The organism is Mesorhizobium sp. P2_C7, from assembly GCF_056404515.1.
The window spans coordinates 56,850-75,049 of record NZ_JBFUDW010000016.1 but is presented as its reverse complement, the minus strand read 5'-3'; the positions used below and the strand labels follow the sequence as shown (position 1 = coordinate 75,049).

Sequence of the window (18,200 nt, the reverse complement as noted above, 5' to 3'; positions counted from 1 at the left end):
CCGACGAACCCGCGGGGTGCGATCCGTCGGCAAGGGCGACGGCAGGCTTCCCTGACAGGTGCGCAACACCTATCTCTAATCAACGGGCAACGCGGGCGGCAGAAATTGGCGCAACGATCTGGAAGTGCTGATCTCCCACTGCATGGCGGTCGCGTGCCCAAATGGCTCGGTGATCGCATGACGCGCCTTGGCGCGGTGATGTGCGAGGCGATCATCCATCACTATGGTCGCACCGAATTGCTGCGCCGCCTGGCACACCCGTTCTGGTTCCAGTCTTTCGGCGCGGTGATGGGGATGGACTGGCATTCTTCCGGCATCACGACAAGCGTTGTCGGCGCCCTGAAACGCGGCCTGTCTCCACTCTCCGGCGAACTCGGTATCCATGTCTGTGGCGGGCGTGGCGCCCATTCGCGCAAGACCCCGCACGAACTGACATTGATCGGCGAGCGCGTCGGTTTCGACGGGTCGGGCCTGGCCAAGGCCAGTCGGCTGGTCGCCAAGGTCGATAGCGCCGCCGTCCAGGACGGCTTCGACCTCTACCTTCATGGCTTCATCGTTACCGACGATGGCGACTGGGTCGTGGTGCAACAAGGCATGAACGGCGACAGCAAGGTGGCGCGTCGCTACCACTGGCTGTCCGAGGGGCTGACGAGCTTCGTCGAGCAGCCGCATGCCGCGATCGAAGGCGCCAATCAGGGCGAGATCGTCAATCTGACCGACCGGCGCGCCGATGCTTCGCGTCACGGCCAACTGGAGCTGCTGCGGGATCTGGGTCCCGATCGCATCGTGAAAGAGTTTGCCTTGCTGGAGCACGGCTCGCCACCCGCTCCCGCGCAGCCCCTGCTGCCGCATCTGATTATGCCGGCCCATCATGACGTCCGCGAAAGCGACGTCGTCATGCGCCGCCTGCACGGCAGTATCGCTGCCGCCGTCGAGCGAGGGCCTGCCGATTTCCCGGAGCTGCTCTTGGTGCCAGGCGTCGGTGCCCGCACCGTGCGTGCGCTGGCGATGGTGGCCGAGGTCGTGCATGGAGCGCCATGCCGGTTCTCGGACCCCGGCCGGTTCTCGCTGGCGCATGGCGGCAAGGACAGGCACCCGTTCCCAGTGCCGCTGAAAGTCTATGACGAGACGATCGGCGTGCTGAAATCGGCCGTTCACAAGGCCAAACTCGGCCGCACCGAGGAAATCGATGCATTGAGACGGCTGGACGACCAGTCACGCCAGGTCGAGCGCTATGTCACCGGTCCCAGCCTGAAGGAAATCGTGGCAGGCGAGTTCGACCAGTCGCACATGCTGGGCGGACGCAGTGTTTTCGGATGGGAACCACCACCGCAAGCACAGGCAGTTCGATCCGGCACTGAGGAATGAAGTCAGCCGAAGGCCCTGTCCCTCGACTTTAAAATTCTTTGCGAAGGCTCCAGCAAAATGCCGGAGCCTTCGCGGTTTACGGGATTTCAATCGAAGCGGATCCAGTAGGATCGACGGAAACATCTCCGGCGCCAGTGGCCTCGACGCCAATAGCGACGCCAGACCACGCGCCATACACGCCGCCGCCTCCATACACGTTGCCGCCTCCATCGATAGTACTGCACGGGTTCGACGTCATTCTGGCTATCAGGACCCGGCTCCACATCTACCGGCTTGTCCAGCTCATCGAGATTGCCGTTCCCCGGTGCTCGGGCTGCCAGCCACCGCCCTAACCGGGCGAGCTACCGCGACCACGGCCGCAGCGCTCGCGAGGCGCCCAGATGCCGAGCTAAATCTGTTTAAAAACCCGAAGTCGGTGTTGGTCGAGGTTCGCGGTGGCAAGAAGCATGCGAGCTTGGCGATGAAGACTTCAACGCCGCGCCCGCCAAAAGCGGTCGCGCGGGAGGTCGTCAGATGTCGGCGACTCCCGGTAAAGGCCAAAACCGATCTACATGGCTCTATTTCACGCCGATGCCGGCAGTCAGGCCGCCATCGATTTTGTAGTCCGCTCCGGTGCAGAATCCGGCCTTGGCCGAACACAGAAAGGCGATGAGTTCCGCCACTTCCTCCGGTTCGCCGATGCGCCCGATGGGATGCGCTTCGCCGAAGCGCTTGTGGGCGGCCTCGACAGCGTATGGATCGCCCCCTTGGTCGTCGCATAGGCGGCGACATTCTGCTGGCAAGCGTGACCCTGCACCGAGGCCACGTTGACGATGGCTCCGCCGCTCCGCCGGATCATTTCCGGAATGCCGAAATGCGCGGTCAGGTAGATCGAGCCGACATTGACCGACATTGCCTTGTTCAGCTCTCGAAATCTGTGCTGGTAGCTGTTCCGTATGGATGGACCGCCGCCGAATTGACGATGATATCGAGGCCGCCGAACCGCTCGACGCCGGCCGCGACCGCATCGCGAACCTGATCCGGCACAGAGACGTCGGTGTCTATGACCAGCACGCCTGGCCCGGAGCTTTCCAGTTGCGCTTGCATCGCCGCGTTGGCCGCGCGGTCGATGCCACAGGCGATGATCGCGGCACCACCTGCCGCCAGGCGTATAGCGCTTGCGAGGCCAATCCCGGTCGTACCCGTCACCAGAGCGACCTTGCCGTCGAAATCCTTCATTGCGGGTACTCCGTTATTTGCTGTGGCTCTTAATGCATGTTGCCCAAAAGTGGCCCCGGTTTTGGGGCAACGACATGCATAAAAACAAGGACCTGAAGCGCATCGCCTGAATCCGCTCAAACGCGACGCGCTTTGGTTTGACACTCGTTGCGGTCCAACAATAGGTTGCCGTCCTCGCAGAAGGAAAGCCGTAATGGAACAATGCTGGCGCTGGTATGGCCCGAACGACCCGGTGACGCTCGATCATGTCAGGCAGGCGGGCGCGACGGGTATCGTATCCGCCCTGCACGACATCTATGACGGCCGCGCCTGGCCGCTTGAGAGCATTCTGGAGCGCAAGCGGATCATCGAGGCGGCAGGGCTGACCTGGTCGGTCGTCGAGAGCATTCCCGTCCACAATTCCTTCAAGATCGGTGCGCCGGAGCGCGAGCGCTACGCAGGCTACTATCGCGACACGATCCGCGCCCTTGCCAAGGCCGGCATCACAACGGTCTGTTACAATTTCATGCCCGTGGTCGATTGGACCCGCACCGATCTGGCCTATCGGCTTCCGACGACGGGCTACGCCCTGCGTTTCGATGCGATCGATTTCGCGGCCTACGACCTGTTCGTGCTGAAACGCAGGAATGCCGAGGCCGGCTACAGCGCCGCCCGCATTGCCGAGGCGGAAACGCGACTAAGGGAATTGAGCGACGAGCAGATCGACAGGATCGAGCGCAACCTCATCGCCGGCCTGCCGGCAACAGAGCGCAGCTACGACCGTGACAGTTTTCGCGAGGCCCTGGCGGACTACGATGCTATCGGTCCGAAGGAATTGCGCGACAACCTTGCCTGGTTCCTGCGCGAGATCATTCCGGTGGCCGAGCAGGAGGGGGTGCGCATGTGCATCCATCCTGACGATCCGCCCTTCTCGCTCTATGGCCTGCCGCGCATCGTTTCGACCGCCGCGGATGCGCGCTTCATCCTCAACGCCGTCGACAGCCCCGCCAATGGCCTGACATTCTGCACCGGCTCCTATGGGACGCGCGCCGACAACGACATCGTCGCCATGGTCAAGGAATTCGCCGACCGCATCCATTTCGCCCATCTGCGCAACATCACCATCGAGGAGGATGGCTCGTTCTATGAGGCCGAGCATCTCGAGGGTGGCACCGACATGGCGCATGTCATCCTCGCACTGATGCAGGAAGAGGCGCGTCGCAGCAGGGAAGGCCGCGCCGACTGGCGCATCCCGATGCGCCCCGATCACGGCCACCTGCTTGCCGACGATATCGGCAAGACCAGGATCAATCCCGGCTACTCGCTGATCGGCCGGCTGAAAGGCCTCGCCGAACTGCGCGGCATCATGCGCGCCGTGGAGACGTTCGGGCTGGCTTGAAGTCATCAGGCAGGCGGCGTGAGGAGGGATCCAGGCGCAACGGCCAACCTGCCGGGCCTTCAGTTCATGCGGAAGTCCGCATAAACGTCTCCGATCTATGTCTCGTCGCAACATGCATGAAACATCCGTTGGGATATTATTTTGCCCTCGGGAAACAATATGCAGCGCTGACTTTCTTCTGTTGGCGCCGAGATTGGGGTGCCCATTGCTTTGATCGGCTGCCCCTGCGTGGCACCTTGGATGCACGTCCACGCCTCGAGTGCTTGCCGGTGGTCGCTTCTACTTCTCCTCGGCAAGGGCGGCGAAAAGAAGGAACCTGCCCATGCCCAGAATCGTGCCGGTACTCGATCTGAGCCGTCTTGAACAAGGAGCGTCCGAGCATCGCACCTTTCTCCTGGACCTGCGCACGGCGGCCCGCGACGTCGGCTTCTTCTATCTCAGCGGCCACGGAATTTCGGCGTCAGAGACTGATGAAGTGCTCGATGCCTCGCGCCGGTTCTTCGCCTTGCCGGAGACCGACAAGCTGGCGATCGAAATGGTCAAGTCCTCGCAGTTTCGCGGCTACACGCGCGCCGGCGGTGAACTGACCAGGGGCGCCGCCGACTGGCGTGAACAACTCGATATCGGCGTCGAGCGCCAGCCCATCCCGCAAGGGCCGGGAATTGCGCCTTGGACACGGCTGCAAGGACCGAACCAATGGCCCTCGGCATTGCCCGATCTCAAGCCGGCGCTGCTGGCATGGCAGACCAGGGCTACGGCTGTGGCGATCCGGCTGCTGAAAGCCTTCGCATTGTCGCTCGATCAGCCCGAGGACGCCTTCGACGCGATCTACAGGGACTCGCCCAACCATCGCATGAAGATCGTGCGCTACCCCGGGCGAAACGCGACGGATGGCGACCAGGGTGTCGGCGCGCACAAGGATGGCGGCTTCCTGACGCTGCTGCTGCAGGACGACAACAAGGGGCTGCAGGTTGAATATGACGGCAGCTGGGTGAATGTGGACCCGCTCCCCGGAACGCTTGTCGTCAACATTGGTGAACTGCTGGAATTGGCGTCGAATGGGTATCTGCGCGCCACCGTTCACCGCGTTGTGACGCCGCCTGCCGGCTTCGAGCGGATTTCCGTTCCCTTCTTCTTCAGCGCGCGGCTGGATGCGACCATACCGCTGCTGAATTTGCCCGAGGAACTGGCGGCCGAGGCACGCGGACCGGCAAGCGACCCGGACAACCCGTTGTTCCGCGATGTCGGCACCAATGTCCTGAAAAGCCGTCTGCGTTCGCATCCTGACGTGGCGCGCCGCCACTATGCCGATCTTCTCCAGACCGGAGCGGAGCGCCCGTGAAGCCCAAAGCATGTCGCCCAAAAGTGGCCCCGGTTTTAGGCGGACGACATGCATAACAAAGCCTCGATGCCGAACAGATTTTCGCCGTTTTGCGTGTTCTTTGGAACGTCATTCGTCGCCAAGTCGCGGAAATAGGCTCAAAAAGGCAAAATCGTTCGGCGGTCTCCTCCCATTCCGCTGAGCGGTGTTCCCCTCTGAAGGTTTGAACCTTCTTTTGGCCGGGCCGCATTCGAGCCCGGCCATTTTTTGTGCTGCAATCCTGGATCGCAAAACGAAATGCTGCAAAAACCGGGCGCGGCGCAACGGAATACCTTCCCGGGTTGGGCGGACCGGCCGATCCTAAAGATCAGGATTCGAGCGATGGCGCTCGACCGTATTGATCGGTCGGAACGATTTCCATGACACAGAAACAATTGCGGCTTGGTGCTTTCATGCGCCCCGTCAGCCTTCACACCGGCGCCTGGCGCTATCCGGGCGCCTATCCCGACGCCAATTTCAATTTCGCGCATCTGAAGCGCTTCGCCCAGACCTTGGAGGCGGCGAAGTTCGACGCCTTCTTCATGGCCGACCATCTGGCCGTTCTCAACATGCCGATCGAGGCGCTGCGGCGCAGCCACACGGTCACGTCGTTCGAGCCGTTCACGCTGCTGTCGGCGCTGGCGGCCGTCACCGATCATATCGGGCTGGTCGCAACCGCATCGACGACGTTCGACGCGCCCTACCACATCGCCCGCCGCTTCGCTTCGCTGGACCATATCAGCGGCGGCCGCGCCGGCTGGAACATCGTCACCACATCCAACCCCGATGCGGCGCTCAACTTCGGCCTCGACGAACATGTCGAGCATGACGAGCGCTACCGGCGGGCGCGGGAATTCTATGATGTCGTGACCGGCCTGTGGGACAGCTTCGCTGACGATGCCTTCATCCGCGACGCTGAAAGCGGTCTCTATTTCGATCCTTCCAGATTGCATGTGCTCGATCACACGGGCGAGCATCTCTCGGTGCGCGGGCCGCTCAACATCGCCCGGCCAATCCAGGGCTGGCCGGTTATTGTCCAGGCCGGCGCGTCGGAGGCTGGGCGGCAACTGGCGGCAGAGACGGCGGAAGTCATTTTCGCCGCGCATGCCGATCTCGCCGCCGGGCAACGTTTCTTCGCCGACGTCAAAAGCCGTGCGGAGAAACTCGGCCGCTCGCGCGACGACATCAAGATCCTGCCCGGCGCCTTTGTCGTCGTCGGCGACAGCGTCGAGGACGCGCAGTCCAAGCGGGCGAAGCTCGACAGCCTCGTCTATTACGAGAGCGGCATTGCCTCGCTGTCGATCGCGATCGGGCATGACGCGTCCGGTTTTGATCCGGACGCGGCCTTGCCCGAAATCCCCGAAACCAATGCCAGCAAGAGCGGCCGCGAGCGTGTCATCGAACTGGCGCGCAAGGAGAACCTGACCGTCAGGCAGCTTGCCCAGAGGCTGGGTGGCTATTCCGGCCTTGCTTTCGTCGGTACACCTCAAACGATCGCCGACGAAATGGAGGAATGGCTGGTCACCGAGGGCTCCGACGGGTTCAACATCATGTTTCCCCATCTGCCCGCCGGGCTCGACGACTTTGTCGAGAAGGTCGTGCCCGAACTGCAGCGACGGGGGATCTTCAGGCGGCAGTACGAGGGAACGACATTGCGCGAGAATCTTGGCCTGAAGCGGCCGCCCAACCGGTTTTTCGAGTAGAGTGTTCTTGACAGCGAGGTCGTGCCCAAATGTCAGCGCAGACAAACACCCGCATCGTGCTTGCAGCGCGACCGCAAGGCCGGCCGAAGCCAGGCGATTTTCGTATCGAGACGGTTGAAATTGTCGAGCCGGCGGAGGACGAACTCCTCTTGCAGATCCTCTACCTGTCGCTTGATCCCTATATGCGCGGGCGGATGAACGACGCCAAATCCTATGCCAAGCCGGTCGAGATCGACGGCGTGATGGAAGGCGGTACCGTTGCGCGTGTCGTCAGATCCCGCCACGCCGGCTTCGCTGAAGGCGATGTCGTCCTGTCGCACTCGGGATGGCAGAGCTTTGCACTGTCCGACGGCGTCGGGCTGCGCAAGCTCGAACCCGCGGCGGCGCCCGTCACCACGGCACTCGGCGTTCTCGGCATGCCCGGCTTCACCGCCTATGCCGGCCTGCTCACGATCGGACAGCCAAAGCCTGGCGAGACGGTCGTCGTGGCGGCGGCCAGCGGCGCGGTCGGGTCAGCCGTTGGACAGATCGCCCGCATCAAGGGCGCGCGTGCCGTTGGCATTGCCGGCGGCGCTGACAAATGCGCTTTCGTGCGGCAGGAGCTCGGCTTCGATGCGGTCGTCGATCACCGTGCCGATGATTTTGCCGCGCAGCTGAAGGCGGCCTGTCCTGATGGCATCGACATCTATTTCGAGAATGTCGGCGGCCCTGTCTGGGATGCGGTGTTCCCCCTGTTGAACGATTTTGCCCGCGTGCCGGTCTGCGGGTTGATCGCGCAATACAATGTCATCGCGGAGTCCGGCATCGATCGGCTGCCGACGCTGATGCAGCAGGTACTCCATCGAAGCCTGACGATCAGGGGGTTCATTCAGCGTGAATTCGTCGACCAGCGCCCGGCTTTCTACCGCGACATGGCCGACTGGATAGCATCCGGCCGCGTTCGCTACCGGGAAGATGTCGTGGATGGCATAGAGAACGCTCCGCGAGCCTTCCTTGGCCTTCTCGAGGGTAAGAATTTCGGCAAGCTCATCGTGCGGGTCGCCGAAAGTCACTGAGGGCTTTGCCCAAGAGGATTTCCGGGATTTCGAATCCAGAAATGGTCGCTCAATCCTTGGCCCGCATGGATACTCTAACTGTTGAGGCTCCCATCGGGCTCGACGTTCTTGAAAGAACCGTCCAATAGTCGAGTGCTTTCAACTGCTCGACACCATCCAGCACCATGCTGCCTGCGACATAGACGATGACCGCAAGGCCGAGCCAGCCGATCCAGCGATGCCTGGCCAGCAGCGCCGCCACCAGCGTCGAGGCGACCGCCATCAGAACCACCGACAGGATGAGGCCGAAGACCAGCGCATCCATGTCGTCGCTGGCAGCACCGGCCACGGCGAGCACATTGTCCAACGACATCGAAACGTCGGCAACGACGATCTGCACGATCGCTGTGCGCAGCGCCTTGGCCGGTCGTGTCGCCGCAAGGAAAGCCACGGTCGGATCGGCGTCTGCACCGTCCCCGTTATCGGCATCGCCGGCGGATCGCAATTCCCCGAACATGTTCCAGCAGACCCAGAACAACAGCAGACCGCCGACCAGCATGATACCCGGGATCGCCAGCAACTGCACGGCCACCACGGCAAAGACGATGCGGATGACAGCCGCTGCGGCGATGCCGGCGATAATCGCCTTCTGCCGCAGCGCCTTTGCCAGGCCCGCGGCCGCCATGCCGATCACCACGACATTGTCGCCCGACAGAACGAGATTGATGGTGATGACTTCCAGATAGGCTGTGATCGTCGCCTGATCGATCCCAAGGGACATCCGGTAAGCTTCCCTGTCGTTCGCAGTTTTCCGTGCCCTAGGCAAGACTCAGCAAGACGAGTGGATCCTACCATGCATATGGGGCTTCGCTTCCGGCAAGATAGGGGTGGCCCGTTGCCACCGCACCTCGTCCTGCGGCAGCGTCAATGGCGGCATGAACTCCAGCACATTATCGGCTTGGAGGCAGCGGCGGCATTCGCTGCGCCGTTCTCGATGCGCATGATCCGGTCGTGTCTCGGTTTGAAGGCTCGCTGGTCGCGATCCGGGCCGAACTCCTATATACTTGCCGCAAAGCATGGGGAGATCTCATTCCATATGCCATCCAGACTGCCCGGATGCGCCGAGGCCGGGACCACGCGGATGGTATAGAGAGCGCTTGCCAAGAAATAACGGAGGTGTGGGCAATGGCTGAAGATATGCCCGTTCAACCAATTCGCCGCGAACTCCTGCTTGGAAGCTGGCGAATGACGTCTTGGATGACGAGAGACGTTTCGACCGGGGAGCGGCAGCCAGCTCTGGGTCAGGAACCTGATGGCATCGTCATCTATACACCTGAGCGCGTCATTTTCTTTATCCTTAGGAACAATCGCAATCGGCCGCAGCGTTTGCCGCCATCCGACGAAGAGAAGATTGCGTTGTTCGACTCGATGTTCGCCTATTCGGGCAGCTATACGGTTGAGTCAGATCGCGTTGTCCATCATGTCGACATGAGCTGGAATGAAGCATGGAGTGGCACGGAACAGGTGCGGTTCTGCAAAGTCGACGAACATACGCTGACTTACACCTCGCCCCCGGCCCAAAATCCGTTCGACGGGCGCGAGATTATTCACGAAGTGACTTATGTACGAGAGAAATGACCCTGGGTCGATCTGCCTCTCAGGTCTCGCTATTGTCCGTATCGCAAAATTTCAAACTGAGACACTAGCTGATGGCGAGCGGAGTCGACATTGCGTGAGGATGTCACTATATACCGGCGGCTTCGACCCGCGCGCCTCAGGGCAGCGCCGCCGAAGCGACTGTAAATGTGTTACGGATTGCGCCATCTATTGTGACGAAATCGGCTAGGAAACCGGAAAAAAGCAAATAGAAACAGTGGCGCAAAGCTGGGCGTGATCCCAGCCAACGGTACCGACCCCTCAGAAACAGAATGCTCTTGACCCCTCGATTTCCTTTGACGCTGTGGACCTTGGACAAGATCGGCTTGCCGGCTGGTGGCGACTCGGTTCGTATGGGACCATGCATCCTTTGCGGGGTGTCGGCGTTTATGATTACCAACCGGCTTTGCCGCCAGGGAACAGCAGTATGAGTGAACACGCGATCGAGTTCTTGCGGGGATGGATAGGCGAAAAGGTCCACTGCCAGTCATCCCACGCCAGGATCGACAAGCAGGCCGAGACTCTGGCCAAGGAATGCGCTGCCAAGGCGGCAGAGGTTGGCATCCCTCTGGAGGATATCCAGGAAGAGGTCGGCGACATTCAGGAACTGATTGCCTCCCGGCTCGAGGAAGCGGCCGAGGCCGACGAGAACCAGCAGGCCCCCAGCAAAGCCGCGGAATAGCCGCTTAGAGCAATTCAAGGGTAACCGTCTGAACGCGGGCTATTCGGCCCGCGTCTTCGTATCAGTCATCCCCTCCGCCAAATTTCTCTTTCAGCCACACTTTCGGTAACGCCGGCACGAAATTGCCGTCGCGCCCGCTCATGTCGTCATTGGCGACCAAGGCGTTGAGGATCGATTCTTCCACGCTCTGGATCACCGCGTCGAAAAACGGATCGATGTCGGTGTCGGGAACAAAATCGGCGCTGGCGATGCGGCCGGATGGTGCCAGCGCCGCGCTCGCATTGGCGGTCGAGAAGGCGATAAAGATGTCGCCTGAACTGTGATAGCCGAAGCCGCCGGTCATGGCGACGCCAAGTGGCACGCGGCGCGCCAGCCGCTTCATTTGATGCGGCAGGAATGGCGCGTCGGTGGCGATGACGGCGATGATCGAGCCCTTTTCGGCACGCGGTGTGCCTTGCCGGATCGCCGGCTCGGCAAGTTCTGGCCCGGCGCGCAGGCCGCGAACCGTAAAATTGTGCCGCTTGCCGAAATTCGACTGCACGAAGGCGCCGACCGTGTAGGCACGGCCGTGCCAGTCGACGATGCGCGACGCGGTCCCGGATCCGGCCTTGAAGCCGAAGGTGATCATGCCGGTGCCGCCGCCGACGCTGCCTTCCTCGATCGGTCCGCAGGCCGCACCGTCAAGTGCCTGCGCAACATCCTCTGATGTCAAATGGTGGCCGTTGATGTCGTTGAGGAAGCCATCATAGGTCTCCGCCGCCACCGGCAGGCCCCAGGCGCTGTCGAGTGCCGCCGGCAGTACGCTTTGCATCCAGCGCAGCGTGCCATCGCGTGAAACACCGCAGGAATGCGTGTTGGTAATGGTGATCGGAAAGTTGAATGCGCCGGTTTCCTCGACGATGTGCGAGCCGGTCAGTTCGCCATTGCCGTTCTGGCTGAAGATGCCGGCAAAGACCGGCGTGGCAAGATCGGCGCGCGGCCGGGGCAGGATCGCGGTGACGCCGGTACGCACGGGTCCCTGGCCGACGACGAGCGCGCCATCGCCTGAAATCAGCGTAGTATAACCGACGGCGACGCCCGGCACATCGGTGATCGCGTTGAACGGACCGGGTGTGCCGTCGAAACCGATGCCGAAACGCCGCGCGCGCGGCTTGCCGGAAGGCGTTGCCAGATGGTTCGGATTGTCGGTCATGATCTCAGAACAGCGATCCCTGATTGCCGGGCTCTTTGGCCTTTGCCGCCGGCTTGGCCACGGCTTTCGGTCTTGCCGTGCCGCTGGTGGCAATCGCATCGGCGGTGCCGTCGGCGAACTCAAGCGAAAGCGCCATTCCCGACGCCACTTCGGCCGCATGTTTGATCACTGCCCCATCGGCGTCCTTCACCAGGGCGAAGCCGCGCGCCAGGACGGCCTTGTGCGAAAGCGTGGCCAACAGGCGATCGGCCTGGCTCAATTGTCCGCGCAGGCGCTCGAGCCGGACGGAGATCACCCGATCCTGTCGCCGCGCCAGTGCTGCCAGCGTGTCCCCTTGCAGCTTCTGGCGCCGCGCGATCGGGGCCGGCGAAAGCCGCGTCGCGGTGCGCGAAAATCGTGCGCGACGCTCTCGCACGATGGCAAAAAATGCCGCTTGCGCGCGGGCGAGATCGCGGCCGGTCAGCGTGCGGGCTTCATTCATGCGCCGCGACAGCGTGGCCGGCGTCAGCCTTTGGCCTTGAAGCCGCGCCCGCTTGCGGTCGACGCTGACGGACAGCGCCCGGCCAAGGCGGCTTGTCGCCTCGTCTAAGCGTCGGCGCGGCAGCGCCAGCAATTGATCGGGCGAGGGCAGAGCGCGGGCGGCCGCACGGGCGGCTTGCCGCTTGCGCTCGAAATTGCGCAAGACCGCCGCCTTGAGCCGCGCGCCAAGGCTGGCAAGCGTCGCTTCGAGGTCGGCCTTCACCGGCACCGCAATTTCGGCCGCACCTGTCGGTGTCGGGGCCCGGCGATCCGCGACGAGGTCGATCAGCGTCCAGTCGGTCTCGTGGCCGACAGCCGAGATCACCGGAATGGCGGAGGCGGCAACGGCACGCGCCAGCGCCTCGTCGTTGAAGCCCCAAAGGTCTTCGAGGCTGCCGCCGCCGCGCGCCACGATCAGCAGATCGGGGCGCTGGATGGCACCGTCCCAGGCCAGCGCGTTGAAGCCATTGACAGCGGCGGTCACTTCCGCGCCCGCCGTCTCGCCCTGCACGCGCACCGGCCAGACCAGCACATGCAATGGAAACCGGTCCTTGATGCGATGAATGATGTCGCGGATGACGGAACCTGTCGGCGAGGTGACGACGCCGATGACGCGCGGCATGAACGGCAGCAACCGCTTGCGGCCGGGGTCGAACAGGCCCTCGGCCTGCAGCCGGCGCTTTCGCTCTTCCAGCAGCGCCATCAGGGCGCCGGCGCCGGCTGGCTCCAGATTGTCGATGACGATCTGGTAGTTCGATTTGCCGGGATAGGTGGTGAGCTTGCCGGTGGCGATCACCTCCATCCCCTCCTCGGGGCGGAATTTCAGCCGGCTCATCGTCCCCTTCCACACCACGGCATCGAGCCGCGCGCGGTCGTCCTTCAGCGCAAAATAGGCATGACCGGACGAATGCGGCCCGCGATAGCCGGATATTTCGCCACGCACCCGCACATTGCCGAACACGTCCTCGACCGTGCGCTTCAGCGCGCCGGAAATCTCGCTCACCGTGTATTCGGTGGCGTTCGTGCGTGATTCGGATGCTGCCTCGCTCATTGGCCGATTGGGGAACGGTTGAACGCTCGCGTCAAGGCGCCTGTGACGGACCACACGTCATAACGTGATCTTAAGCCTGCTTTGATTGAATTGCATCCAACGAAGCTGGCCAAGGACGCATGAGCGCAAGCGGACATCGCAGCCCATTGACGTATCAGGTCACGCTGACCGTGCTGGCGCTTGCCGCTTTTGCGCTGGTCATGGTCGTCGGATTTGGCTTCTACGCGGCCGTGCAGACCGATCGTGCCTCGCTTGAGCGACAAAAGATATTCTTCGCCAACGGTTTGCAGGATCAGATCGCCACCGTGGAGCGTGAGCAGGAAAGTATCTCGGTCTGGGACGATTCCATCCTCAACGCCAAGGCCGGCAACCAGCAATGGATGGTCGAGAACATCAGCGTCTGGATGTACACCTACTACGGTCACAACCGTGTCTATGTGCTGGACGAGGCAAACCGGCCGATCCACGCCATGCAGGAAGGCAAGGTGATGCCGCAGGCCGTCTACAGCGCGGATGAGCCTGCTTTGCGGCCCACCATCGAAAAGCTGCGACAGCTGATCGCTCAACCGCCGCAACAGAACGCATCCGGCGGCCCGACCAAAATGGTCGCCGAGGACCTCGTGTCGCTTGCGGGCAAGCCCGCGATCCTCAGCATCGCACCGCTGGTACCGAGTTCGGACCGCGTCACCCAGGCGCCGGGCAGCGAATATCTGCATGTCTCGATCGAGTTCATCAACGACGCTGTCATCGGCAAGATCGCCGAAAAATATCTGCTCGATGGCGCGCACCTGCTGCTGTTGTCGCAACCGGTCAGCTCCGCCGCCATTCCGCTGATGAATTCACGCGGTGTCATTCTCGGCTACATCGGCTGGGATCAGGAGCGCCCCGGTCTGACGCTGGTGCGCAAGGCGGGCCCGGCATTGGTCGCCGGCGTGCTGTTTGCCGCGGGTGCATTGATCTTTCTCCTGCGGCGCCTGCGGCGGACATCGCTGGCGCTGCAGACCAGTCAGGCTCAGGCGCAGTATCTCGCCTTTCACGATACGCTGACGGGCCTCCCCAACCGGGCTCTCTTCGAGGACCGGTTGCGACGGGCCTTGCTCGCGACCGGGCGCGATACGGCTAGGATAGCGCTGTTTTATCTCGATATCGATCGTTTCAAGCATGTCAACGACACGCTCGGCCATCCCGCCGGCGACGAGCTTGTACGCCAGACGGCAACCAGGCTGCAGCAGACAGTCCGGGAAATCGACACGGTGGCGCGGCTCGGCGGCGACGAGTTCGCGCTCATTCTGGTCGATGTTCGCGACATCAGGGCGGCCGAGGATGTTTCGGAACGGCTGCTGCGGAAAATGCAGGAGCCGTTCAGGCTGATGGACGATCAGGTCTTCGTCAGCGCCAGCATCGGCATTGCCCTGGCGTCGGGTCCGCAAGTCGATGCTGACGATCTGCTGCGCAAGGCCGATATTGCGCTTTACGAGGCCAAGAAGAACGGCCGCGGTCGCCATCAGATCTTCGCCGGCGACATGGACGACCTCCTGCTGCACAAGCGCAAGGTTGAGAACGAGCTCCGCAGCGCCCTTGGCGGCGGGACCGGGATAAAACTGGCCTATCAGCCGATTTTCGCCGCGGATGGCAGGACGATCGCCGGCGCCGAAGCGCTGATCCGCTGGGCGCATGAGATCCATGGCGCGTTGCCGCCCCAACAGTTCATCGCCATTGCCGAGGAACGCGGCATGATCGGCGAACTCGGCAAATGGGTACTGGCCGAAGCCTGCCGGTTCGCCGTCGGCACGCAATTGCCCTGGATGGCCGTCAACGTCTCGCCGCTACAGCTGCGCGATGCCGGGTTCGCCGACGAGGTCGCGTTGATCCTTGCCGAGACCGGGCTGGCGCCGGCGCGGTTGCAACTTGAGATCACCGAGAGTGTGCTACTGGAAAACAACGACACCACCAGGACGGTACTGGCGGCCTTGCGCCAAACGGGCATCAGGGTTGCGCTGGATGATTTCGGCACCGGCTATTCTTCGCTGAACTACCTGCGCCGCCATGCCATCGACAAGCTCAAGATCGACCGTTCCTTCGTGCGCCTTCTCGACAATGATCGAAATTCCACCGCGATCGTCAAGGCGTTGGTCGACCTTGCCATCGCTCTCGACGTCGAGGTCACCGCGGAGGGGGTCGAGACCGAGGAGCAAAAGGCTCTGCTCGTCGGCATGGGCTGCCATCAGTTGCAGGGCTATCTGCTGTCGCCGCCGCTGGAACCGGCCCAGATGCTTGCCCTGGCAGGCCCGTCGCCCGGCGAGGGCAGGTCGGCTTCGGCTCTTGGTTGACTTTCCTGTCGGGGAGGATCTGGCCTACCAGCCCGGCAGGATCTGGTTCGGCTTCGTCCTCTTCATCTTGGCATAGGCGAGGGCGGCGAAGTCGAATGTCCCGGTCTCTTCGCCGATCGGCACGGAAATATTGTCCAGGCTTTCCGAAATGTGGCGGGCAAGCGCATCGACGATCTCCGGCCGCGACGTCTGCCCGCGCATGATGCCGATACGGCAATCGGGCAGGGCGCCAAAGCCGTCGGCTTCACCCAACACCCGCATGCCGGGCCTGAGCGCGCATTCCGGCAACACCGAGATCGCCAGGCCGGAAAGCACCGCGGCGGTGATGACAGTTGCCGAGAAGCTGGTGAACAAGATGCGATAGTCGCGGTGCTGCTGGTCTAGCACGTCGACGGCGGCGCGCCGCCAGATGCAATTCGGCCGGCCGAAGGCCATCGGCAGCGTCGGCTGCTCGTGCGTCGCATGGTTGGCCGAGGTGACCCACAGCAGCGGCTCGCGCCGCACCACCTCCGACTGGCCGCGTACATCATTGTGGGTCACCAGTGCCAGGTCGAGATTGCCGCGCTTGATATGCTCGACCAGCCCGGGCGTCGGCTCGCAGATGACCGTCAGTTCGACGCGCGGATTTGAGCGCGTGAACCGCGCCATGATCTCGGGCAGGAAACGGTCGGCATAGTCGTCGGGCGTGCCGATACGGATCGTGCCTTCAAGCCGCCGGTCGTCGAAGGCGGCCAGCGTCTCGCGGTTGAGATAGAGCAGCCGCCGCGCATAGGAGAGCAGCTTGTCGCCTTCCTCGGTCAGCCTGTTGGTGCGCCCGTCCTTTTCGAACAGCGGCTTGCCGATCCGCTCTTCCAGCCGGCGCATCTGCATCGACACCGCCGACTGGGTCCGGTGCACCTCTTCGGCCGCCCGCGTAAAGCTGCCGGTGTCGGCAATCGAGATGAAGGTCTGCAACTGATCGAGATCGAGTGGCGCTTTCATCGGTCCAATCCATCACTAGTGTTGATGCCTAGGATTAGAAACATTCGTTGGATTAATCAATCGGTCGATGGCAAATTGTCATTGTCCACATGAAGGCATGTGAATCGAAGCCGAAACGGTCGCTGTCGCCAGCGCCGATGGCAGGGCTTTGTCCGTTCGAGTCTGAAGGAGACCGACATGACCACGTTTGATTTCGCCACCGAGACCTCGCGCATTACCTCGCGTCCGGCCGTTGCGACGCGCGTGGCAAACACCGTCTCCAACGTTTACCGCGCCTGGAAAAACCGCCGCGCCTTCTATCGCCTTGGCGAGATGTCGGATTCCGAACTCGCCGATATCGGCCTGACGCGCGCCGATCTCCATGTCGCCATCGACATACCGTTTGGCCGCGATCCGACGAAGATCTTGCGCGAAATCGCCAGCGATCGCGTCGAAACGATCGAGCATTTCGCCCGCAAGGTGGCCTGATCGCCTGGCTTGGTTGCTATCGCACCGGTTGCCGTGAACCTTCTTAAGGTTCGACGCGACTGACTAGTATGCAGGCCCCCACTCCCTGCCGGATCCCCGCCGGCCCGCCTGCACGCTGGCCCGGTCCTCCCAGGACCGGGCTTTTCTTTTGAAGTGCCGATCGGTGCTATCGCCGATCCATGTCCCGCTTGAACTGGTCGAAGATCGTTTCCACGCCCTTCTGGTACTCGTCACGCTGCTGGGCGCCCGTCTCGAACATCTTGCCGAACAGGTCGTCGAACGGGTTCCTCGGCCGGCCGCTCGGATTGGTCTGCGGCTGCGGCGCCTGCCGCTGCGGTGGTGCCTGTGGCTGTTGCGGCGCGGGCTGTCCGCCCCCGCCGAAGCCGCCACCACCTTGCCGCAGCATCTCCTCGAAGATCTTGCCGAGTGGGTTGTCGCCATAAGGGCTCTGGGTTTGCTGCGGTTGCGATGGCTGCGGCTGCGGTGCCCCACCGCCGAACATGTCCTGCAGCACCTTGCCGAGCGGATTGTCGCCATAGGGGTTGGGTGCCGGCTGCGGCTGGCTTTGCGGCTGCGGGGCACCGCCGCCGAACATGTCCTGCAAAACCTTGCCGAGCGGGTTGTCCATCGGATTCTGCGGCTGCGGTGCCTGGCGCGGCTGTGGAGCGGGGGCTTGCATGCCGCTTTGCCGCATCATCTGCTCGATGATCTCGCCGAGCGGATTGTTGCCGCCGCCAAAGCCACCGGCGGCTTGCATCTGATTTGTCGTCTGCTTGAACAGCCCGCCCATGACCATTGAGGCGATGGTCGGCAGCATCTGCTGCAGGATCTGCTGGCTGACGCCGCTGGCTTGCGCGGCCTGGCTGGCCACGGCCCGCGACAGGTCCTTCGAACCGAAGAGGTGGCCCAAAATGCCGTTGCCCTCATCGACGCCTTGCGGCGAGAAGGCTCGGGTCGCGTCCTCGAAATACTTGGCGTGCTGGCCGCTCGCCATCGCCGTCATGAAGGCGCCGAGCCCATAGGGATCGGCAGTGTTGCGCTGCAGCCCCTGCGAAAAGGCCGGCAGCAGAGCGGCAACGGCCGCCTGTGTCTGCTGCATCGAAAGCCCGTATTGCTGGGCAAGGGCCTGAATGCCGTTGCCGTTCTGGGCCTGCGCCAGCATATCGAACAAGGTAGGCATCGGCTTTCTCCTCCGGGAAATCCTAGGGTGGAGAGCCTAATTCGTTTCGATGGCCGATTGAAGCGGCTTTTGCCAATCAA

At 62.7% G+C, this 18,200-nt stretch carries 14 protein-coding genes and 1 pseudogene; 9 read left to right on the top strand and 6 right to left on the bottom strand.

The features are described from left to right. Positions 1–105: 105 nt before the first annotated feature. Positions 106–1,368 (top strand): DUF763 domain-containing protein, encoded by a 1,263-nt coding sequence (locus AC1D2G_RS27830; protein ID WP_477418064.1) that lies wholly within the window; start codon positions 106–108, stop codon positions 1,366–1,368. A 557-nt stretch (positions 1,369–1,925) separates the two neighbouring features. On the opposite strand, the pseudogene AC1D2G_RS27825 reads toward AC1D2G_RS27830, so the two are convergent. Beyond that, positions 1,926–2,586: pseudogene (locus tag AC1D2G_RS27825) on the bottom strand (SDR family NAD(P)-dependent oxidoreductase). Between the two features lie 193 nt (positions 2,587–2,779). Here AC1D2G_RS27825 and uxuA point away from each other — a divergent pair. The 4 genes from uxuA (at position 2,780) to AC1D2G_RS27805 (ending at position 8,082) form a co-directional block, all read left to right on the top strand. Continuing rightward, positions 2,780–3,964, top strand: a complete 1,185-nt coding sequence (gene uxuA / locus AC1D2G_RS27820) for a mannonate dehydratase (RefSeq protein ID WP_477418062.1) — start codon at positions 2,780–2,782, stop codon at positions 3,962–3,964. 322 nt (positions 3,965–4,286) lie between these two features. Next, positions 4,287–5,306, top strand: a complete 1,020-nt coding sequence (locus AC1D2G_RS27815; protein WP_477418061.1) for an isopenicillin N synthase family dioxygenase — start codon at positions 4,287–4,289, stop codon at positions 5,304–5,306. Positions 5,307–5,704: 398 nt separating this feature from the next. Then, complete coding sequence (locus AC1D2G_RS27810) at positions 5,705–7,027, top strand: LLM class flavin-dependent oxidoreductase (RefSeq protein WP_477418059.1); 1,323 nt, start codon at positions 5,705–5,707, stop codon at positions 7,025–7,027. A 29-nt stretch (positions 7,028–7,056) separates the two neighbouring features. Then, positions 7,057–8,082 carry an NADP-dependent oxidoreductase gene (locus AC1D2G_RS27805; RefSeq protein ID WP_477418057.1) on the top strand — a complete coding sequence of 342 codons (1,026 nt, stop codon included), beginning with the start codon at positions 7,057–7,059 and terminating at the stop codon, positions 8,080–8,082. 49 nt (positions 8,083–8,131) lie between these two features. Here the strand turns inward: AC1D2G_RS27805 and AC1D2G_RS27800 are convergent, their stop codons facing one another. Continuing rightward, positions 8,132–8,842: a YjbE family putative metal transport protein gene (locus AC1D2G_RS27800; protein ID WP_477418055.1), complete on the bottom strand. Its 711-nt coding sequence runs from the start codon at positions 8,840–8,842 to the stop codon at positions 8,132–8,134. Positions 8,843–9,246: 404 nt separating this feature from the next. Between AC1D2G_RS27800 and AC1D2G_RS27795 the strand changes: the two genes are divergently transcribed. Beyond that, positions 9,247–9,699, top strand: a complete 453-nt coding sequence (locus AC1D2G_RS27795) for a lipocalin-like domain-containing protein (protein WP_477418053.1) — start codon at positions 9,247–9,249, stop codon at positions 9,697–9,699. 445 nt (positions 9,700–10,144) lie between these two features. After that, positions 10,145–10,399, top strand: coding sequence for a hypothetical protein (locus tag AC1D2G_RS27790; RefSeq protein ID WP_477225521.1), 255 nt, complete (start codon positions 10,145–10,147; stop codon positions 10,397–10,399). A gap of 61 nt (positions 10,400–10,460) precedes the next feature. Here AC1D2G_RS27790 and AC1D2G_RS27785 read toward each other — a convergent pair whose 3' ends face one another. Further along, positions 10,461–11,591 carry a DmpA family aminopeptidase gene (locus AC1D2G_RS27785; protein ID WP_477418051.1) on the bottom strand — a complete coding sequence of 377 codons (1,131 nt, stop codon included), beginning with the start codon at positions 11,589–11,591 and terminating at the stop codon, positions 10,461–10,463. Between the two features lie 4 nt (positions 11,592–11,595). After that, a complete protein-coding gene (xseA, locus tag AC1D2G_RS27780; RefSeq protein WP_477418049.1) occupies positions 11,596–13,161 on the bottom strand; it encodes an exodeoxyribonuclease VII large subunit in 1,566 nt (521 codons plus the stop codon). Between the two features lie 119 nt (positions 13,162–13,280). On the opposite strand from xseA, the gene AC1D2G_RS27775 reads away from it, so the two are divergent. Beyond that, the gene (locus AC1D2G_RS27775) at positions 13,281–15,491 is read left to right on the top strand and encodes a bifunctional diguanylate cyclase/phosphodiesterase (protein ID WP_477418047.1); all 2,211 of its coding nucleotides are present in this window, start codon (positions 13,281–13,283) and stop codon (positions 15,489–15,491) included. Positions 15,492–15,515: 24 nt separating this feature from the next. Here AC1D2G_RS27775 and AC1D2G_RS27770 read toward each other — a convergent pair whose 3' ends face one another. After that, complete coding sequence (locus tag AC1D2G_RS27770; protein WP_457151387.1) at positions 15,516–16,472, bottom strand: LysR substrate-binding domain-containing protein; 957 nt, start codon at positions 16,470–16,472, stop codon at positions 15,516–15,518. Between the two features lie 177 nt (positions 16,473–16,649). Here AC1D2G_RS27770 and AC1D2G_RS27765 point away from each other — a divergent pair, with 177 nt between their 5' ends. Then, positions 16,650–16,940: a DUF1127 domain-containing protein gene (locus AC1D2G_RS27765; RefSeq protein WP_477399019.1), complete on the top strand. Its 291-nt coding sequence runs from the start codon at positions 16,650–16,652 to the stop codon at positions 16,938–16,940. Positions 16,941–17,106: 166 nt separating this feature from the next. Here AC1D2G_RS27765 and AC1D2G_RS27760 read toward each other — a convergent pair whose 3' ends face one another. Then, a complete protein-coding gene (locus tag AC1D2G_RS27760; RefSeq protein WP_477418045.1) occupies positions 17,107–18,120 on the bottom strand; it encodes a DUF937 domain-containing protein in 1,014 nt (337 codons plus the stop codon). Positions 18,121–18,200: the final 80 nt, after the last annotated feature.